General features: G+C 72.7%; 16 protein-coding genes. 7 read left to right on the forward strand and 9 right to left on the reverse strand.

Features of this window, described 5'->3' with window-relative positions; genetic code table 11:
* Window positions 1-78 precede the first annotated feature (78 nt).
* The 4 genes from ABD981_RS17130 (at window position 79) to ABD981_RS17145 (ending at window position 4,685) form a co-directional block, all read left to right on the forward strand.
* Window positions 79-1,284 (forward strand): MFS transporter, encoded by a 1,206-nt coding sequence (locus tag ABD981_RS17130; RefSeq protein ID WP_123954638.1) that lies wholly within the window; start codon window positions 79-81, stop codon window positions 1,282-1,284.
* Window positions 1,285-1,368: 84 nt separating this feature from the next.
* The gene (locus ABD981_RS17135; protein ID WP_046908852.1) at window positions 1,369-2,319 is read left to right on the forward strand and encodes an SMP-30/gluconolactonase/LRE family protein; all 951 of its coding nucleotides are present in this window, start codon (window positions 1,369-1,371) and stop codon (window positions 2,317-2,319) included.
* Window positions 2,320-2,349: 30 nt separating this feature from the next.
* Window positions 2,350-3,837 (forward strand): glucose-6-phosphate dehydrogenase, encoded by a 1,488-nt coding sequence (zwf, locus tag ABD981_RS17140; protein WP_240495300.1) that lies wholly within the window; start codon window positions 2,350-2,352, stop codon window positions 3,835-3,837.
* 59 nt (window positions 3,838-3,896) lie between these two features.
* The gene (locus tag ABD981_RS17145) at window positions 3,897-4,685 is read left to right on the forward strand and encodes a type 1 glutamine amidotransferase domain-containing protein (RefSeq protein WP_123954636.1); all 789 of its coding nucleotides are present in this window, start codon (window positions 3,897-3,899) and stop codon (window positions 4,683-4,685) included.
* Between the two features lie 21 nt (window positions 4,686-4,706).
* On the opposite strand, the gene ABD981_RS17150 is transcribed toward ABD981_RS17145, so the two are convergent.
* Together ABD981_RS17150 and ABD981_RS17155 are read right to left on the reverse strand one after the other, a co-directional pair.
* Complete coding sequence (locus ABD981_RS17150; RefSeq protein ID WP_046908850.1) at window positions 4,707-4,994, reverse strand: putative quinol monooxygenase; 288 nt, start codon at window positions 4,992-4,994, stop codon at window positions 4,707-4,709.
* Between the two features lie 91 nt (window positions 4,995-5,085).
* A complete protein-coding gene (locus ABD981_RS17155) occupies window positions 5,086-5,823 on the reverse strand; it encodes a type 1 glutamine amidotransferase domain-containing protein (protein WP_205628199.1) in 738 nt (245 codons plus the stop codon).
* 217 nt (window positions 5,824-6,040) lie between these two features.
* On the opposite strand from ABD981_RS17155, the gene ABD981_RS17160 reads away from it, so the two are divergent.
* Both ABD981_RS17160 and ABD981_RS17165 read left to right on the forward strand, forming a co-directional pair.
* A complete protein-coding gene (locus ABD981_RS17160) occupies window positions 6,041-6,715 on the forward strand; it encodes a type 1 glutamine amidotransferase domain-containing protein (RefSeq protein ID WP_046908849.1) in 675 nt (224 codons plus the stop codon).
* Window positions 6,716-6,974: 259 nt separating this feature from the next.
* Window positions 6,975-7,877 carry a LysR family transcriptional regulator gene (locus ABD981_RS17165; protein ID WP_046908848.1) on the forward strand — a complete coding sequence of 301 codons (903 nt, stop codon included), beginning with the start codon at window positions 6,975-6,977 and terminating at the stop codon, window positions 7,875-7,877.
* A 22-nt stretch (window positions 7,878-7,899) separates the two neighbouring features.
* On the opposite strand, the gene ABD981_RS17170 is transcribed toward ABD981_RS17165, so the two are convergent.
* On the reverse strand, window positions 7,900-9,210 hold the full coding sequence (locus tag ABD981_RS17170) for a hypothetical protein (RefSeq protein ID WP_046908847.1): 1,311 nt from the start codon (window positions 9,208-9,210) through the stop codon (window positions 7,900-7,902).
* A gap of 80 nt (window positions 9,211-9,290) precedes the next feature.
* On the reverse strand, window positions 9,291-10,589 hold the full coding sequence (locus tag ABD981_RS17175) for an LPXTG cell wall anchor domain-containing protein (protein ID WP_046908846.1): 1,299 nt from the start codon (window positions 10,587-10,589) through the stop codon (window positions 9,291-9,293).
* A 287-nt stretch (window positions 10,590-10,876) separates the two neighbouring features.
* Here ABD981_RS17175 and fahA point away from each other — a divergent pair, with 287 nt between their 5' ends.
* Window positions 10,877-12,109 carry a fumarylacetoacetase gene (gene fahA / locus ABD981_RS17180; protein WP_046908845.1) on the forward strand — a complete coding sequence of 411 codons (1,233 nt, stop codon included), beginning with the start codon at window positions 10,877-10,879 and terminating at the stop codon, window positions 12,107-12,109.
* 38 nt (window positions 12,110-12,147) lie between these two features.
* Here fahA and ABD981_RS17185 read toward each other — a convergent pair whose 3' ends face one another.
* The 5 genes from ABD981_RS17185 to nuoL form a co-directional block, all read right to left on the reverse strand.
* Window positions 12,148-12,975: a dioxygenase family protein gene (locus tag ABD981_RS17185; protein ID WP_046908844.1), complete on the reverse strand. Its 828-nt coding sequence runs from the start codon at window positions 12,973-12,975 to the stop codon at window positions 12,148-12,150.
* A 42-nt stretch (window positions 12,976-13,017) separates the two neighbouring features.
* Window positions 13,018-13,959 (reverse strand): helix-turn-helix transcriptional regulator, encoded by a 942-nt coding sequence (locus ABD981_RS17190; protein ID WP_046908843.1) that lies wholly within the window; start codon window positions 13,957-13,959, stop codon window positions 13,018-13,020.
* Between the two features lie 194 nt (window positions 13,960-14,153).
* Window positions 14,154-15,815 (reverse strand): NADH-quinone oxidoreductase subunit NuoN, encoded by a 1,662-nt coding sequence (nuoN, locus tag ABD981_RS17195; RefSeq protein WP_046908842.1) that lies wholly within the window; start codon window positions 15,813-15,815, stop codon window positions 14,154-14,156.
* Window positions 15,812-17,383: an NADH-quinone oxidoreductase subunit M gene (locus ABD981_RS17200; RefSeq protein WP_046908841.1), complete on the reverse strand. Its 1,572-nt coding sequence runs from the start codon at window positions 17,381-17,383 to the stop codon at window positions 15,812-15,814. The genes nuoN and ABD981_RS17200 overlap by 4 nt, the downstream gene beginning before the upstream one ends.
* 5 nt (window positions 17,384-17,388) lie before the next feature.
* Window positions 17,389-19,284 (reverse strand): NADH-quinone oxidoreductase subunit L, encoded by a 1,896-nt coding sequence (gene nuoL, locus ABD981_RS17205; protein WP_046908840.1) that lies wholly within the window; start codon window positions 19,282-19,284, stop codon window positions 17,389-17,391.
* Window positions 19,285-19,292 lie beyond the last annotated feature (8 nt).

Genomic DNA, 19,292 nt, shown 5'->3' on the forward strand with positions numbered 1-19,292 from the left:
GGCGCCCTCCGCACCTCCGCACCCTCCGCGCCCTCTTCACCCTCCGCACCCTCCGCACCCTCCAGGGAGGCGACACCCATGACCGCGCTCCACCCGCTGACCGCCCCCACGCCCTCCCCCGCCGCCCCCCGCGGGTTCGGCGCCCAGCTGGCGCTCCTCGCCGTCATGGCCGTCGCCATCCCCGCCCAGCTCTACCTCGCCATCCCGCTCGCGGCCCCGGTCGGCGCCCACTACGGCACGAGCGCCGGATCGGCCGCCTGGACCGGCAGCGCCTTCTCCCTCGCGTACGCCCTCGGCTTCCTGCTCTTCGGGCCGCTCTCCGACCGCTACGGGCGCCGCCCCGTCCTGGTCGCCGGCGCGCTCGCCCTCGCCGCGGTCACCGCGCTCGTCCCGCTCTCCCCCTCGTACGGCTGGTTCCTCGCCCTGCGCGCGCTCCAGGGGCTCGCCGCCGCCACCTTCGCCCCCGTCGCGCTCGCGTACGTCGCGGAGCACGCCCCCGCCACCCGCCGCCCGCTCGCGCTGTCCCTGCTCACCACCGGGCTGCTCGGCGCCGGGCCCGCCGGACAGGCCCTGGGCCAGGCGGTGGCCGGGGCGCACGCCTGGCGCGCCGCCTTCTGGCCCGCCGCCGTCCTCTACCTGGCCGCCGCCCTGCTCTTCCGGCGCCTGCTCGGCGTCGGCTCCACGGACGCGTCCGCCGGCGTCGGCACGGCGCTCCGCTCGATGGGCCGGCTGCTGCGCACCCCCGCCGTGGTCGCCGTGTTCTGCGCGGCGCCGACCGTCTTCGGCAGCTTCGTCGCCCTGTACGCGGTGCTCGGCCGCCACCTCGCCGCCGAGCACGGCTACTCCAGCACCGGGCTCCTCGGCGTCCAGGCGCTCGGCGCGCTCGGCCTGGTCGTCGCGCCCCTGGTGAGCCGGTACGCGGGCGCCCGGGGCCCCCGCTTCCTGGCCGTCACCGGCTTCCTGACCGCGCTCGGCGGGCTGCTGCTCGCCCAGGCCACGGCCGGCTCCGCGCTGCCGATCGCCGGAAGCGTGGTCTTCGTCGCCGGGATCGGCCTCGTGGTGCCCGGTCTGGTGGGCCTGCTGCACCAGCTCGCCCCGCACGCCCGCGGCGCCGCCGTCTCCGTCAACACGGCCGTCCTCTTCCTCGGCGCCTCGCTGGGCCAGACCTTCGCCGCGTCCGCCTCGTACCACGAGGTCGGCACCGTGGCGGCGGTGGCACTGACGGCCGCCGCGGGCGCGGTGGCGGCGACCGGCCGCCTGGCCGGGGGCCGCGCGGGGGCGTGAACCGCCGCCCCCTGCCCGCCCCTTCACCCCCTCGCCTTCCCGTCCCTCATCCCGTTTCCCCTTCATCCTCTCGGAGGTCTTCCCGTGCACGCCCCCCGCCGTCTCCTCGGCCTCGCCACCGCCGCCGCCCTCGCCGCCACCGTCGTGGCCACCGCCGTCCCCGCCTCCGCCCACCACCGGGCCCGGACGGTCACCCACCTCGATCTGGCCGGCGGGCAGCAGCCGGAGAACCTGGTCCTGCGCCCCGACGGCTCGGCCGCCGTGACCTTCGCCCTCACCGGCCAGGTCGCGGAGGTCTCCCGCGACGGCCGGGTGAACGTCCTCGCCCAGCTGCCGGCCCCGGCCGCCGGGCGGACCCCCGTCCTCGGCAGCCGTACCTTCGCCGCCGGCATCGACCGCGTCGGGCGGAGCCTGTACGTGGCCCTGAGCACCGGCACCGCCGAGGAGACCGGCATCTGGCGGGTCACCCGGGGCAAGGCCCCGGTGCGGGTCGCCGCGCTGCCCGCCACCAGCCTGCTCAACGGGCTCGCGGTGGACGCCGACAACGGCTGGATCTACGTCGCCGACTCCGTCGACGCCACCGTCTGGCGGGCCCCGCTGGACGGCGACGGCCCCGCCACCGCCTGGTACCGCTCCCCCTCGCTCGCCCCGACGCAGGGCTTCCTCGGCGCCAACGGCCTGAAGCTGCACCGGGGTGCGGTGTGGGTGTCGAACCTCGACGCCGGCACCCTGCTGCGCGTGCCGGTCCGCTGGAACGGCGCCGCGGGCACGGCGCGGACGGTCGCGTCCGGCCTGGGCGCGGTGGACGACTTCGCCTTCACCGGGCGCGGCGACGAGCTGCTCGCGACCGGCATCAAGGAGAACGTGGTGCTGCGGCTCACGCCGGGCCGGGGCGTCACGCGGGTCCTGTCCGAGGCGGACGGGCTCTCCAACCCGACGGCGGTCGCCGTCGAGGACGGCCGCGCGGTCGTCACCAGCGCCGCCTACTTCACCCAGAAGGACCCCAACGTCCTCGGTGTGCGGCTCGCCCGCTGACCCGGACCCCCACAGACAGGAGTGACAGCAGTGGCGTCCATACCGGCGGGGCCGTCCGCCCTCGTCCTCTTCGGCATGACCGGCGACCTCTCCCGGCGCAAGCTGCTGCCCGCCCTGTACGACCTGACCCAGCGGGGCCTGCTGCCCCCGGGGTTCCCGGTGGTCGGGTTCGCCCGGGAGGGCGGCACGGAGTTCGTGCGGATCGCCCGCGAGGCCGTCCGCGCCCATGCCCGTACCCCCTTCCGGGAGGAGGTGTGGGCGCGGTTCGCCGCCGGACTGCGGTTCGTCGAGGGCGAGTTCGGTGACGACACCGCGTACGAGCTGCTGCGCAAGGAGCTCGACGCGCTGCCCGGCACGGCCGGCAACATGGCGTTCTACCTCTCCGTGCCGCCCCGCTTCTTCCCGCTGGTGGTCGAGCGGTTGACCCGCCACGGCCTGGCCGGGCACGGTCCGGCCGGGCCGCACGGCGGCGGCTGGCGGCGGGCGGTGGTCGAGAAGCCCTTCGGGCACGACCTGGCCTCCGCGCGGGAGCTGGAGGCGGTCCTGGACCGGGCGTTCGCACCGGATCAGGTCTTCCGCATCGACCACTACCTGGGCAAGGAGACCGTCCAGAACCTGCTGGCGTTCCGCTTCGCCAACGCCCTGTTCGAGCCGGTCTGGAACCGCTCGTACGTGGACCACGTGCAGATCACCATGGCCGAGGACATCGGCATCGGCGACCGGGCGGGGTACTACGAGGGGGTCGGCGCGGCCCGTGACGTGCTGCAGAACCACCTCCTCCAGCTCCTGGCGCTGACCGCGATGGACGAGCCCGCCTCCTTCGCCGCGGGCGCGATCGCCGCCGAGAAGGCGAAGGTGCTGCGGTCCGTACGGCTGCCCCGGGACCTGGCGCGCGGCGCGGTCCGGGGCCAGTACACGGACGGCCGGGCCGGCGGGCGCCCGGCGGCGGGCTTCCTCCGGGAGCCGGGGGTCGGCCCGCGCTCCCGCACCGACACCTACGCGGCGGTCCGCCTGGAGATCGACAGCAGGCGCTGGGCGGGGGTGCCGTTCTACCTGCGGACCGGGAAGCGGCTCGCCCGCCGGGTCACCGAGATCGCGGTCGCCTTCCAGGAGGCGCCGAGCACCCCCTTCGCGGCGGCCTCCACCCGGCGGCTCGGCCCGAACACGGTGGTCTTCCGGGTGCAGCCCGACGAGGGCGTGTCCGTGCGGCTCGGCTCCAAGGTCCCGGGCAGCGCGATGGAGATCCGGGACGTGACCATGGACTTCGCGTACGGCGACAGCTTCGAGGAGTCGAGCCCCGAGGCCTACGAACGGCTGATCCTCGACGTCCTGCTCGGCGATCCGCTGCTCTTCCCGCGCGCCGAGGAGGTCGAGCTGTCCTGGCGGATCCTCGACCCGGTCGAGCGGCACTGGGCGGCGGACCCGGCGGCGCCCGCGCCCTACCCGGCCGGCGGCTGGGGCCCGGCCGAGGCGGACGAGCTGCTCGCCCGGGAGGGCCGCCGCTGGCGCAGGCCCTGAGCCCCGTACATCCCGCCCGGCCCCGTCATACCCTCAGAGAAGAATCGAGATGAGCCGACATGCCCACTCCCGAGCACTCCACCGTCCCCGAGCACTCCACCGTCCCCGAGCACTCCGCCGTCCCCGAGCACTCCGCCGTCCCCGCAGACCCCTCTGTCCCCGCGGACCTCTCCGGTCACCGCGTCCTCTTCGTCCTCACCAGCCACGGCGAGCTCGGTGACAGCGGTCAGCCGACCGGCTTCCACCTCGGCGAGACGATCGAGCCCTGGCGGATCCTCCGCGACGCCGGGCACACCGTGGAGTTCGCGTCCGTGCGCGGCGGCCGGCCGCCCATGATCGGCCACGACCCCTCGGACCCCACCCACGCGGCCTTCCTCGCCGACCCGGCGGGCGGCGCCCTCGTCGACGCCGCCCCGCGTCCCGAGGACCTGGACCCCGCCGCGTACCGGGGCGTCTACTTCGTGGGCGGCCACGGCACCATGTGGGACTTCCACGAGCACCCGCCGCTGCACGGGATCATCCGGGCCGTGTACGGGAGCGGCGGCGTGGTCGCGGCCCTCTGCCACGGTCCCGCGGCCCTGGTGGGCGTGCGGCTGGCCGGGGGCGGGCTGCTCCTCGACGGGCAGGCGGTGACCTCCTTCTCCCACGAGGGCGAGACCGCCCGCGGCCTGGACACCGTGGTCCCCTTCTCCCTCCAGCACGCCCTGGAGAAGGACGGCGGCGCCTACAGCTGCGCGCCGGACCGGCACCCGCACGTGGTGGTGAGCGGGCGGCTGGTCACCGGGCAGAACCCGCAGTCCGCCGACGGCCTCGGCCGGCGGATGGCGGAGCTCCTGGCCGCCGTCTGAACCCCCCGCCGGCCGGCGGGCTCAGACGCCGGTACAGACCGTGACCTGCCGCTCCTCCAGGAGCGGCACGGCCGTGCCGACCACCAGGGTCCGGAAGTGTTCGGACTCCCGGTGGGCCGCGAGCGCGGCCTCGTCCGCGTACCCCTCGAAGAGCACGAACTCGCGGCGGTTCTCCGTCGCGCGCACCGCGCGGTACTCCAGGCAGCCGGGCTCGGCCCGGCTGGCCGCGGAGATCTCCGGCAGCAGTTCCGCGACGCGCTCGTCCTCGCCGGTCCTGGCGAGCCAACGCGCCACCACGTAAATAGCCATTCCCACTCCTTCGTCATGCATTTCCTGACGTCCCGAACATTAACGGTCCGGGCACATCGGGAAATTTATGGCGGGTATAGGGGATGGCTCTTTACGTACGTGTCTGCGCGAGGGGGTGTACGGCCGGGGCTCTTCTCGACCAGCCCTCGGGGAGCGGCCGGCCGGTGACCAGCTCCATCGCCTGCGCCGCGACGGCGACGGCCGAGGCGGGGTTCTGGCCGGTGATCAGGCGCCCGTCGACGACGACGTGGCTGCGGAAGGGCTCGCCCGCCAGATAGCGCGCGCCGCGCTGTTCGAGGGCCTCGTCGAGGAAGTACGGCACCACGCCGTCGAGGCCCACCGCCCGTTCCTCCGCCTGCGTGAAGGCGGTCACCCGGCGCCCTTCGACGAGCGGGCGCCCGTCGGGCGCGGCGACGCCGAGGAGGGCTCCGACCCCGTGGCAGACGGCCGCGAGGACGCCGCCGGACTCCGTGAACTTCCCCAGAAATCTCGCGAGTTGCTCGTCCTCGGGCAGATCGAGGATGGCGCCGTGGCCGCCCGCGACGAAGACGACGCCGAAGTCGGCCGGATCGAGCAGCCCGGGCGTCACCGTCGACGCGAGCCGCTCCCGTACGAGACCGTCCTCCAGGAACATGCGCTGCGGCGGGTCGGAGCGGTCCACGCCGCCCATCGGGGGCGTGCCCGCGCGCGTGCTCGCGAAGGCGTAGTCCCAGCCCGCGGTGACGAGCGCCAGCCATGGATAGGCGGCCTCCGGCAGCCAGAAGCCGGCCGAGCGGCCGCCCGGCAGCCGCTCGACGCTGGTGAGGACGATGAGCCCTCGCTCTCTCACGGGCACCGGCGCAGGCATCGTTGCCTCACTTTCCCATTACCGCGGGTTTCTTGACCATTAAAGCATGCACCCGCTTATCGCCCCCCATAAATTAATTCATAGGGGTCATGCGGTTGATTATTTGAAAGGCGTGGCTATCCGTCCGTAGATTCCTGGATATCAGCAGCGGTCCGGGGCACCCCCGGCCGGCGTTTTCCTCGCATTCTGGAGAGCCACCATGGCCAAGAAGGTCCTCTTCGCCCTGACCAGCCACGACCGGCTCGGTGACACGGGCCGCACCACCGGCTTCTACGTCCCCGAGGTCGCCCACCCCGCCGAGGTGTTCCGCGCGGCGGGCTACGAGATCGCCTACGTCTCCGTCCAGGGCGGCGCCGCCCCGCAGGACGGCGTCAACCCCGACGACGCCGTGGTCTCCGCCTTCCTCGGCGACGAGGACAACGCCGCGGCCCTGGCCGCCACGCCCAAGCCGGCCGAGCTCAGCGCCGAGGACTTCGACGTCGTCTACTTCGCCGGCGGCCACGGCACCATGTGGGACTTCCCGGACTCCGTGGAGCTCGCCGAGCTCGCCGCCGGCGTCTACGAGCGCGGCGGCGTCGTCGCGGCCGTCTGCCACGGCCCGGCCGGCCTGGTGAACCTCAAGCTCTCCGACGGCTCGTACCTCGTCGACGGCAAGCAGGTCTCCTCCTTCACCGACGAGGAGGAGGCGGCGGTCGGCCTCACCGGCGTGGTGCCCTTCCTGCTCCAGACCAAGCTGGAGGAGCGCGGGGCCAAGTTCACCAAGGCCCCGAACTTCGCCGAGCACGCGGTCGCCGACTCCCGCCTCGTGACCGGCCAGAACCCGGCCTCGGCCGCCAAGGTCGCCGAGCTCGCCGTCGCCGAGCTGGGCGCCTGACCCGCGCGACGCCCCGGGCCGCCGCTCGCCGCCCGGCGCGTCGCACCCGTCCGACGGACCCGCTCTCCGTGCCGTATCCACCCCCGCCGCGGCGCGCGAGAACGGGTCCGTCGGGCTGTCCGGCGCGTCTCACCCCGGGAACCGTCAGCCGGTGTGAGACGACAGTCCTGACATAATCGGGCCTTCGAGGCTGCACGGGGGCCCGGAAAACGATGATCTGTGACCAGATCTGTCAGTTCGGGAAGCATCGGGGGATGCCTTGTCCGTACAACTCAACTGGCTGCGCACATTCGTGACGGTCTACCGACTGGGTTCGTTCACGAAGGCCGCACACCGGCTCGGCATCTCACAACCCGCGGTCACCCACCAGATCCGCAACCTCGAGAAGGAGATGGGCCGCCCGCTCTTCGAGCGGCTGCCGCACGGCACGCAGCCCACGCCGGCCGCCGACGGCCTGCTCCGCGAGGTGCAGGGCCCGGTGGACGCCCTGGGCCAGGCCGTCCAGCGCTCCCTGGGCAACGAGGTGGCCCACCGGCCCCTCTACATCGGCGGCCCGGTCGAACTCACGACCACCCGCCTCATCCCGTCCGTCAGCGACCTCGTCGCGGAGGGCATGCAGTTCCGCTTCCGCTTCGGCCTCGCCGAGGAGCTCCTCACCGACCTGGGCGCCGGCGAACTGGACCTCGTGCTGTCCACCATCCGGCCGCGCTCCCGCGGGATCAGCGCGACGCCCCTGGTGGACGAGGAGTTCGTGCTCCTCGCCTCCGCCGAGCTGGCCGCCCGCATCCCGTGCGACCAGCTGGCCACCGAGGGCCCCTCGGTCCTCGACGGCGTCCCGCTCATCAGCTACGCCGAGTCCCTGCCGATCATCCGGCGCTACTGGCGCACGGTCTTCGACACCGTGCCCGTGGTCACGCCCGCCGTCGTCGTCCCCGACCTGCGCGGCGCCCTCGCGGCGGTCCGGTCCTCGGCGGGCATCTCCATCCTGCCCACGTACCTGTGCGCCGAGGAGATGGCGTCCGGCGACGTCGTCCCGCTGCTCCAGCCCGAGGTCCCGCCGATCAACACCTTCTACCTGGCCGTCCGCCAGGGCGAGCTGTCCCACCCGCAGCTGGCCCTCCTCCACGGTCACCTGTTGATGAAGGGCCAGCTGTGGACGTGACGCGCGGGCGTCCCTGACGGGGTTACGCGTCCGCGCCGGCCTTACGGCGCCGCACGAGCACCATCGCGCCGGCGCCGAGCACGACCGCCGCGCCGCCCGTCAGGGCGATCGGCAGGGTCGAGAAGTCCGCGCCGGTGGTCGCGAGGGCGTCACCGGACGTGCCGGACGTGCCGGACGTGCCGCCGGTCACCGGCGCCTGCGACGAACCGCCCTGCTCGGCGGTGTCGCCGTTGCCGGAGCCCTTGCCGGAGCCCTTGTCGGAGCCCTCCTCGGAGCCCTTGTCGGGGGCCGGCTCGCCAGGCCTGTGGCTGATGACGAACTGCTCGTAGCCGCCGTCCTTCGCGACGCCGCAGGAGCCGGTCGTGTCGCTGTAGCGGGCCGGGTCGACGACCAGTTCACCCTTGGTGGACTCGGTCTCGGCGTCCACGCTCACCCTGAGCTTGAAGTCGACGGAGCCACCGGGCTTGAGCGCAGAGGAGAGGTGGGCGTACCCCTTTCCGCCGGTCTGCCACTTCGGGCTGTCCGCCGAGGACCACGCGAGGTGCACGTGGCGCCAGTCCTGCTCGATCCGATCCCAGCCGAAGGCGAAGGCGCTCGACGTCACCTTCTCCAAGGTGCGCTCGCTCGTGTTGGTGACTCGGTACGTGAAGACGCCGCTGCCGCCGGCCTCGATCGCCTTCGGACCCGTCATCGAGACGGCCAGCACGTCGTCCCGCGCGCAGTCCTTCTCCCCCGCCGCCTTCTCGGCGTCGGCGAGCTCCTTCTTGGCGGCGTCGAGGGCCTTGAGGGCGTCCTCCTTCGCGGAGCGGGCCACGGCGGCCTCGTGCGCGGCGGCGGCCTGCGCGTCCACCAAGTCGCCGCTCGCGCGCTCGGCCTTCGCGTCCGCCGCCGTCTTCGCGGCCACGGCCTGGTCGACGGCCTTCTGCGCGGCGTCCACGGCCTTCTGCGCCGCGGCCTCCTGCTCGGCGGTCGCGTCGTCGGGCAGCGCGTCCTGGCCGGCCCGCGCCTTCTCCAGCTCGGCGTCGGCCTCCGTCTTCGCGGCGGCGGCGGCCTTGGCCTCCTTCTCGGCCGCGTCGGAGGCGACGGCGAGCGGGTGGTCGCCGCCCGGGCCCAGCGACTTGAGGGTGGCGAGGACCTTCTTCTGCACCTCGGCGTTCGCGGTGACGGCCGCGTCGTACGCCGCCTGCGCCTTGGTGACCGCGAGCCGCAGCTGCTCGATCGTCGGCTTCGCCTCCTGCCGTACGTCCGCGAATGCGGGCGCGGCGGAAAGGGCCACGACGGGTGCGGTGAGGGCCGCGGCGACGGCGGTCGCGAGAATGTGACGGAACTTCATAAAAGGGCCTTTCAAAAGAAAAAAGGGGCCCCGATCCCGGAAAGCGGAATCGGGGCCACTCTCACGCTGTCCGCGCGCGATTACGCGTCCGCGCCGGCCTTACGGCGACGCACGAGCACCATCGCGCCGGCGCCGAGCACGACCGCCGCGCCGCCCGTGAGGGCGATCGGCAGGGTCGAGTTGCTCGAACCGGTCTTGGCAAGGGTGCCGCCGGTGGAGCCGGACGTGCCGCCGGTCACCGCGGTGTCGGACGAACCGCCCTGCTGGGAGGTGTTGCCGTTGCCACCCGTGCTGGAGCCACCGTTGCCGGAGCCGCCCGTGCCCTTGCCCGGGGCGGGCTTGGCGGCCTTGACGACGGTGAACTCGGCGAAGGCGCCCTCGTCGCTGAAGCCGCAGGAGCCGTCCTTGTTCATGTAGCCACCGCCACCGGCCAGCACCGCGTCGCCGGCCTTGGCCTTGGCGTCGACGGTGACCTTCAGCTTGAAGTCGAAGGAGCCGCCCGGCTTGACCGCGGAGAGGCTGGAGAAGCCCTCCTCCTCGTCGACCGGCTGCCACTTCGGGCTGTTGGCCGAGGACCAGAGCACGCTGAGGTACTTGTCCTGGCCGTCGTCCAGGGAGAAGGCGTTGGCGTAGCCGCCGACCTCGTCGAAGGTCAGCTCCTTGCCCTTGTTGGTGAAGCGCAGGTTGTAGACGGCGCTGGTGCCGACCGTGACCTTCTTCGGGCCGGTGAGCGTGGTGACGAAGTTCTTGTCGAAGTCGCAGTCCTCGCCCGGCTCCTCCTCCTCGGCGGCCTTGAGGGCGGCCTTGGCGGCGTCGAGGGTCTTGAGGGCGTCGGCCTTGGCCTTCTGCGCCTTGCCGATCTTGCGCGAGAGCTCGACTGCGGCGTCGTCGAAGGCTTTGTCCGCTGCGGTGTAGGCCGCGGCCTTGGTCTCGGCGGTGGTCTTCGCCTCGTCGGCTGCCTTCTGGGCGTCGTCGACGGCCTTCTGGGCGGCGTCCTTGTCGACCTGCGGGGCGTCGGCGGGCAGCGCGGCCAGCGCGTCCTTGGCCTTCGTCAGCGCCTCGTCGGCGAGGACCTTGGCGGCGGCGGCCTCGGCGGAGGCCTTCTTCGCCGCGGCGAGCGTGACGGCCAGCGGGTTGCTGGGCTTGTCGAACTCGTCCATGGCCCGCTGGGCGTCCGAGTCCGCGACGACGGCCGCGTCGTACGCGGCCTGCGCCTTGGTGACCGCGAGCCGGAGCTCCTCGATCGTGGGCTTCTTGGTCCGCTGCTCGGCGGCGGTACCCGGCTTGGTGTCCGCGAAGGCGGGCGCGGCGGAGAGGAGCACGACCGGGGTGGTCACGGCGGCGGCCACGGCGGTCGCGAGAATCCGACGGATCTTCAAGATGGACCTTTTCTGGTCGGACAAAAGGAAAGGAGAGTTGTGGGGGCCGCGCCTGCGGATAACTCACGCGGCGCGACGTCCACGAGATCGTATGACTGGAATACGACCCCGGAATAGTCGTATTGACGCGTTCGCGTCGACACAGCGAGCTCACAGCGGACGCAAAGCGTGCGAACCCGGACAGTTGCCCACGGAGGCCCCGCTTTCCGTGTGACACATGTCATCTGCGCCTCGCCGCCCGCCCCGTAACGTGTCCCCCACACACCTGGAAAGCGAGGCAAGCACCGATGCCCGAGCAGCAGAGCCCGCTCGACCTGGCCGAGGGCGATCCCTTCGGCCCGCACAACCTTCCGTACGGCGTCTTCAGCACCGCCGACGAGCCCGACCGGCGCCGGCTCGGCGTCCGGATCGGCGGGCACGTGCTCGACGCGGGGGCCGCGGCCCACGCGCTCGGCTCGCCGTACGCCGCGCTGCTCGCCCAGCCGAGCCTGAACCCGCTGCTCGCCGCCGGCCGCACCGCCTGGCGCGACGTGCGCCGCGCGCTCACCGGCTGGCTGACCGTCCCCGCGCACCGGCCGGTCGTCGAGCCGCTGCTGCACCCGCTGGACGCGGTCACCCTGCACCTGCCGTACGAGGTCGCCGACTACGTCGACTTCTACGCGAGCGAGCACCACGCCACCAACGTCGGCCACATCTTCCGCCCCGACGGCGAGCCGCTCACCCCGAACTGGAAGCACCTGCCGATCGGCTACCACGGCCGCTCCGGCACCGTCGTGGTCTCCGGCACCGACGTCGTCCGTCCGGCCGGCCAGCGCAAGGCGCCCACGGATCCGGCGCCGGTCTTCGGCCCCTCGGTCAAGCTGGACATCGAGGCGGAGGTCGGCTTCCTCGTCGGCACCCCGTCCGCGATGGGCCGCCCGGTCGGCCTCGGCGACTTCCGCGAGCACGTCTTCGGCCTGACCCTGCTCAACGACTGGTCGGCCCGCGACATCCAGGCCTGGGAGTACGTGCCGCTGGGCCCGTTCCTCGGCAAGTCCTTCCAGACCTCCGTCTCCGCCTGGGTGACGCCCCTGGAGGCCCTGGACGCCGCCCGGGTCGCGCCGCCGGCCCGCGACTTCGCCCTGCTGCCGTACCTGGACGACGCCGCCGAGGAGGAGCCCGGCGGCTTCGACCTGCGCATCACGGTGACGATCAACGGCGAGGTGGTGGCCGAGCCGCCGTTCTCCACCATGTACTGGACCGCCGCCCAGCAGCTGGCCCACATGACGGTGAACGGCGCCTCCCTGCGCACCGGCGACCTCTACGGCTCCGGCACGGTCTCCGGCCCCGAGGTCGGCCAGCGCGGCTCGCTGCTCGAACTCACCTGGAACGGCCGCGACGCCCTCGAACTGGCCGACGGCAAGCGGACGTTCCTGGAGGACGGCGACGAGGTCACGCTGACCGCCTGGGCCCCGGGCCCGGACGGCACCCGGGTCGCGCTCGGCGAGGTCACCGGCCGGATCGCGCCGAACGCGGGCTGACCCCCTCGGGCTCCCTCAGCCGCCCCGGAGCCGCCGGCTCAGACCGCCCGCCACAGGGCGGGCACCGTCGGCGGCTCCCAGCCGGGCTGGGCCGTGTGCGCCTGGAGGCACACGTAGCCCCGCCCGGCGTAGGTGACCGCGTCCCCCGCCCGGTACGCGGTCCCCACCGCCCAGCTGCCCCCGGGCCCCGGAGTCGGGGTCGGGGTCGGCGTGGGATTCGGGCCGGGGGTCTGCGGCACGTCCAGGACGAAGTCGAACGCCGCCTCCCTGGCCCCGCCCGCGTCCCGCACGGTCATGAGCAGCCGCGCGTCGAAGATCGAGTCCGTGTTGTTGCGCGGCTCCCCCGGGAAGTACAGCTGGGTGGTCAGGATCGGCCGGCCGGGGGCCTGGACCTTGACGTGGAGGTGCCGGGTCCGGCCCGGGTAGAGCCCCGGCACGATCGTGGTCAGCCTGAAGGCGCCGTCCGCGCCGGTGAACTGGTGCCCCCGGAAGCGGAAGCCCGTGTTGTCGTAGGCGCCGTTGGTGTCGGCCTGCCAGAAGTCGAGCAGCGCCCCGGACACCGGCAGACAGGCCCGCCCGAAGACGTAGCCGCTGACGGTGAGCCGCACCCCGGGCGTGCCCGCCTCCAACAGGCTGGACCGCAGGGGCGAGTTGGGCTTGAAGTAGGGGCCTTCGATCTGCGCGACGGTGGGGTGGTCGCCGTCGTCGCACTCCGGCGTGAGCGCGGGCTCCGTCACGCCCGGGTCGAGCGTGCGGGCGAGCGCGGGGACGCCCATGAGCACCGTGGGGACGGCCATGCCGGCCGCGACCGCCGCGCGTAACACGGCCTTGCGGGTGACGTGCCCGGTACTGGTCTCGCTGTCCATGCCTGCTCCTCGGGTGGGGGGCTTGAACGATCGAGCAGAAACCTAGGCCGCGCCGGGGCCCGCTTCGATGGACGGAACCCGGCGGTCATGGTGCTTTCGGAAGTCCCCCGGGCTCATCCCGACCTCCCGGCGGAAGAAGCGGCAGAAGTACGCGGGGTCCTCGAAGCCGGTCCGGGCCGCGACCTGCCGCACCGACAGGTCGGTCCGGGCGAGCAGCCGCTGGGCCTCCTGGGCGCGGGCCTCCCGCAGCAGCTCGGCCGGGGTGCGGCCCAGGGCCGTCCGGACGGCCTCCGTGAGGTAGCCGGGGGTGACCCCGATCCGCTCCGCGCACTCCCGTACGGACCGGGCGGCGTCCGCTCCGGTACGGGCGGCCAGCCGGGCGAACTCCTCGGCGACGGCCGCGTGCCGCCCGGGCGGCGGGGGCCGGCGCCGTCCCCCCGTGCGGTCGCCGAGGCGGGCGGTACGCACCAGCAGGACGTGCAGCAGCGAGCGGAGCACGGTGGCGAAGCCGGCGTCCACCCGGCCGTACTCCTCGGTGAGTTCGGCCATCAGCCGGGCGGTGCGGGCGTGTTCGTCCGGGTCGAGGCGGAGCCAGGGGTGTTCGCCGAGGCGGCGCAGCAGCTCCCGGTCGCCGGGGTGGTCGAGCAGGAACTCGGGGGTGAACAGGACGACGGTGCCGTCCAGGTCCCGGGTGTCCTCCCAGTGGTGGACCTGCCCGGGCAGGATCAGGCCCAGATGCGGCGGGCGCAGTTCCCAGCGGGCCAGGTCGACGACGTGGGTGCCGGTGCCCCGGGTGACGTGGACGAACTCGTAGAAGGTGTGGCGGTGCGGGAAGGCGGCCCGGGACATCGGGCCGATGCTGTCGAAGCTGCCGACGGCGAACGGCACGCCGTCGGGGAGCCGGACCTCCAGCCGGTGCACCGGCAGCGCGCCGCGCGGGGGCTCGGCGTGGGGGGTGTCGGGCGACGCGGTGGTCCCGCGCATCGTGCGGCCTCCCTCGACTGGTCGAGACCAATCCAGCCCCTCACGATGACACAACCCCCCGCGATGGGCGACCCGGTGGGCGAACCGGTGGCCGAAGGCGTACGCGAAAGGGCCCGGCCACCCGTGTCGGGCGGCCGGGCCCTTCCCCGGCGTACGGCGTCGGCGGACGGTGCCGGTCGACGCGTCGGTGACGGCTAGCGCACGAACACGCTCGCCTGGTTCGCCAGGTCCAGGAAGTACTGCGGCGCGAAGCCGAGCACCAGCGTGACCACCACACCGGCGGTGATCGCCACCGAGGTGAGCCCCGAGGGCACGGCGACCGTGGGGCCGTCCGCCTTCGGCTCGCTGAAGAACATCAGCACGATCACCCGGATGTAGAAGAACGCGGCGATCGCCGACGAGATCACGCCGACCACGACCAGCGCGCCCGCGCCGCCGTCCGCCGCCGCCTTGAAGACCGCGAACTTCCCGGAGAACCCGGAGGTCAGCGGGATGCCGGCGAAGGCGAGCAGGAAGACCGCGAAGACCGCCGCGACCAGCGGCGAACGACGGCCCAGACCGGCCCACTTGGAGAGGTGGGTGGCCTCGCCGCCCGCGTCCCGCACCAGCGTGACCACGGCGAAGGCGCCGATCGTCACGAAGGAGTAGGCGCCCAGGTAGAACAGGACCGAGGAGACGCCGCTGGGCGTGGCCGCGATGACACCGGCCAGGATGAACCCGGCGTGGGCGATCGAGGAGTACGCGAGCAGCCGCTTGATGTCGGTCTGGGTGATGGCGACGATCGCGCCGCCCAGCATGGTGACGATCGCGACGCCCCACATGACCGGCCGCCAGTCCCAGGTGAGCCCGGGCAGCACCACGTACAGCAGGCGCAGCATCGCGCCGAAGGCGGCGACCTTCGTCGCGGCGGCCATGAAGCCGGTGACGGGGGTCGGGGCGCCCTGGTAGACGTCCGGGGTCCACATGTGGAACGGGACGGCGCCGACCTTGAACAGCAGGCCCATCAGCACCATGGCGAAGCCGATGAGCAGCAGCACGTCGTTGCCCATGGTGTCGGCGAGCGCCGGGTCGATCCCCGGGACGGCGCCGTCGACGACGTCGGCGATCGCGGCGTACGAGACGGAGCCCGCGTAGCCGTAGAGCAGGGCGATCCCGAAGAGCAGGAACGCCGAGGAGAACGCGCCGAGCAGGAAGTACTTGACCGCGGCCTCCTGCGAGAGCAGGCGCTTGCGGCGGGCGACCGCGCACAGCAGGTAGAGCGGGAGGGAGAAGACCTCCAGCGCGATGAACAGGGTCAGCAGGTCGTTGGCCGCCGGGAAGACCAGCATGCCGGCGACCGCGAACAGGGCGAGCGGGAAGACCTCGGTGGTGGTGAAGCCGGCCTTGACGGCCGCCCGCTCCTGCTCGCTGCCGGGGACCGCGGCGGCCTCGGCGGCGAAGGAGTCGACCCGGTGGCCGTGGTCGGCCGGGTCGAGCCTGCGCTCGGCGAAGGTGAGGACCGCGACGACCGAGGCGAGCAGGATCGTGCCCTGGAGGAACAGCGCGGGGCCGTCGACGGCGATGGCGCCCATCGCCGCGAGGTGCGCCTTGGTGGTGCCGTAGCCGCCGGCGGCGAGGCCGACGACCGCGGCGAACGCGACGACGAGGGCGAGGACGCTGAGGAAGACCTGCGCGTAGTGGCGGCCCCTGCGCGGCACGAAGGCCTCGACGAGGACACTGAGGACGGCCGCGCCCACCACGATGAGCACGGGCGAGAGCTGGGTGTACTCGATGTGCGGTGCCGGGATCTTGTTGATCGGCTCGGCGGCCGTCGTCCACAGGCTGTGGACAGCGGGTGCGACGGCGTACGGGCTCACTTGGCCGCCTCCACTTCCGGGCTCGGGTCCTTCTGCTGGACATCGGACATGGTGTGCTGGACCGCCGGGTTGACGACGTCCGTCAGCGGCTTAGGGAAGACCCCGAGGAAGATCAGCACCGCGATCAGCGGGACGACCACGGCGAGCTCGCGCGCCCGCAGGTCCGGCAGCTCGCGCACCTCCTCCTTCACCGGGCCCGTCATCGTCCGCTGATAGAGGACGAGGACGTACAGCGCGGCGAGGACGATGCCGGTGGTGGCGATGATCCCGGCCACCGGGTAGCGCGCGAAGGTGCCGACGAGGACCAGGAACTCGCTGACGAACGGGGCGAGTCCGGGCAGCGACAGGGTGGCAAGGCCGCCGATCAGGAAGGTCCCGGCGAGCACCGGGGCCACCTTCTGCACACCGCCGTAGTCGGCGATGAGCCGCGAGCCGCGCCGGGAGATCAGGAAGCCGGCGACCAGCATCAGGGCGGCCGTCGAGATGCCGTGGTTGACCATGTAGAGCGTGGCGCCGGACTGGCCCTGGCTGGTCATCGCGAAGATGCCCATGATGATGAAGCCGAAGTGCGAGATCGACGCGTAGGCGACCAGGCGCTTGATGTCCCGCTGGCCGACGGCGAGCAGCGCCCCGTACACGATGCTGATCAGCGCGAGGGCGATGATCACCGGGGTGGCCCACTTCGACGCCTCCGGGAAGAGCCCGAGGCAGAAGCGGAGCATCGCGAAGGTGCCGACCTTGTCGACGACGGCGGTGATGAGGACGGCGACGGGGGCGGTGGCCTCCCCCATCGCGTTCGGCAGCCAGGTGTGCAGCGGCCACAGCGGGGCCTTCACCGCGAAGGCGAAGAAGAAGCCGAGGAACAGCCACCGCTCGGTGCCGGTCGCCATCTCCAGCGAGCCGTTGGCCCGCGCCTCGGCGATCTCCGTGAGGGAGAAGTTCCCCGCGACCACGTACAGCCCGATGACCGCGGCCAGCATGATCAGGCCGCCGACCAGGTTGTAGAGCAGGAACTTGACCGCCGCGTAGGAGCGCTGGGCGGCCGCGTTCTCGTCGGAGCCCGCGTGGGCGCGGTCGCCGAAGCCGCCGATGAGGAAGTACATCGGGATGAGCATGGCTTCGAACAGGATGTAGAAGAGGAAGACGTCGGTGGCCTCGAAGGAGAGGATCACCATCGCCTCGACCATGAGGATCAGGGCGAAGAAGCCCTGGGTGGGCCGCCACCGCGTGGAGGAGGTCTCCAGGGGGTCGGCGTCGTGCCAGCCGGCGAGGACGATGAAGGGGATCAGCAGCGCGGTGAGCGCGATGAGCGCCACCCCGATGCCGTCCACGCCGAGCTCGTAGCGGACGCCGAAGTCCTTGATCCAGGAGTGCGATTCGACGAGCTGGTAGCGGTCGCCGCCGGGCTCGAACCGCACGAAGACGACGGCGGCGAGCACGAGCGTGACGAGCGAGACCAGCAGAGCGAACCACTTGGCCGCGGTGCGCCGGGCCGCGGGCACGGCGGCGGTGAGGATCGCACCGACCGCCGGGACCGCCGCCGTCGCCGTAAGGAGCGGGAAGGACATGGGAGTTACACCGCCCTCATCAGCAGGGTCGCGGCGATGAGCACCGCCGCACCTCCGAACATGGAGACCGCGTACGACCGGGCGTAGCCGTTCTGGAGCTTGCGGAGCCGGCCGGACAGTCCGCCGACCGAGGCCGCGGTGCCGTTGACGACCCCGTCGACGAGGCTGTGGTCGACGTAGACCAGGGAGCGCGTGAGGTGCGTGCCGCCCCGGACGAAGACGACGTGGTTGAAGTCGTCCTGGAGGAGGTCGCGGCGGGCGGCCCGGGTGAGCAGCGAGCCGCGCGGGGCGACGACCGGGACCGGCCGGCGCCCGTACTGGAGGTAGGCGAGGCCGACGCCCAGGACCATCACGGCGACGGTGGCGGTGGTGATCGCCCCGGCGCTGATCGGCGGGTGCCCGTGCTCGAAAGAGGTCACCGGCTCCAGCCACGTCACGAAGCGGTCGCCGATGCCGAAGATTCCGCCGGCGAAGACCGAGCCGAAGGCGAGCAGGACCATCGGGACCGTCATGGACTTGGGCGACTCGTGCGGGTGCGGCAGCTCGCCCTTCTCGTCGGGCTGCCAGCGCTTCTCGCCGAAGAAGGTCATGAACATCACGCGGGTCATGTAGTACGCGGTGATCGCGGCGCCCAGCAGGGTGACCGCGCCGAGGATCCAGCCCTCGGTGCCGCCCTTGGCGAAGGCCGCCTCGATGATCTTGTCCTTGGAGAAGAAGCCGGACAGGCCGGGGAAGCCGATGATCGCCAGGTAGCCGAGGCCGAAGGTGACGAAGGTGACCGGCATGTACTTCCGCAGCCCGCCGTAGCGGCGCATGTCGACCTCGTCGTTCATGCCGTGCATGACCGAACCGGCGCCGAGGAAGAGCCCGGCCTTGAAGAAGCCGTGGGTCACCAGGTGCATGATCGCGAAGGCGTAGCCGATGGGGCCGAGGCCGGCCGCCAGGATCATGTAGCCGATCTGCGACATCGTCGAGCCGGCCAGCGCCTTCTTGATGTCGTCCTTCGCGCAACCGACGATCGCACCGAAGAGGAGCGTGACGGCGCCGACCACGGTGACGACCAGCTGGGCGTCGGGGGCCGCGTTGAAGATGTCGGCGGAGCGGACGATCAGGTAGACGCCGGCGGTGACCATGGTGGCGGCGTGGATGAGGGCCGAGACCGGGGTCGGGCCCTCCATCGCGTCACCGAGCCAGGACTGCAGCGGCACCTGGGCGGACTTGCCGCAGGCGGCCAGGAGCAGCATCAGGCCGATCGCCGTGAGCTTGCCCTCGGAGGCCTCGCCGGCCGACTCCAGGACCGGCCCGAAGGCGAAGCTCCCGAAGGTGGTGAACATCAGCATGATCGCGATCGACAGGCCCATGTCGCCGACCCGGTTGACCAGGAAGGCCTTCTTGGCGGCGGTGGCCGCGCTGGGCTTGTGCTGCCAGAAGCCGATCAGGAGGTAGGAGGCGAGGCCGACGCCCTCCCAGCCGAAGTACAGCAGCAGGTAGTTGTCGGCGAGGACCAGCAGCAGCATCGCCGCGACGAACAGGTTGAGGTAGCCGAAGAAGCGGCGGCGCCGCTCGTCGTGCTCCATGTACCCGATCGAGTAGACGTGGATGAGGGTGCCGACCCCGGTGATGAGGAGCACGAAGGTCATCGACAGCTGGTCGAGCTGGAAGGCGATGTCCGCCTGGAAGCCCTCGACCGGGATCCAGGTGTACAGCGTCTGGTGCAGGGCCCGGTCGTCGGCGCTCTTGGAGAGCATGTCGGCGAAGAGCGCCAGGCCGATCCCGAAGGAGACGGCGGCGAGCAGGGTGCCGAGCCAGTGCCCGGCCCTGTCGAGCCGCCGGCCGCCGCACAGCAGGACGACGGCTCCGAGCAGGGGCGCCGCGACGAGCAGCGCAATGAGGTTGTCCACGGTCAGCC

Origin of the sequence: Streptomyces showdoensis (assembly GCF_039535475.1) — a bacterium.
Classification (GTDB): domain Bacteria; phylum Actinomycetota; class Actinomycetes; order Streptomycetales; family Streptomycetaceae; genus Streptomyces; species Streptomyces showdoensis.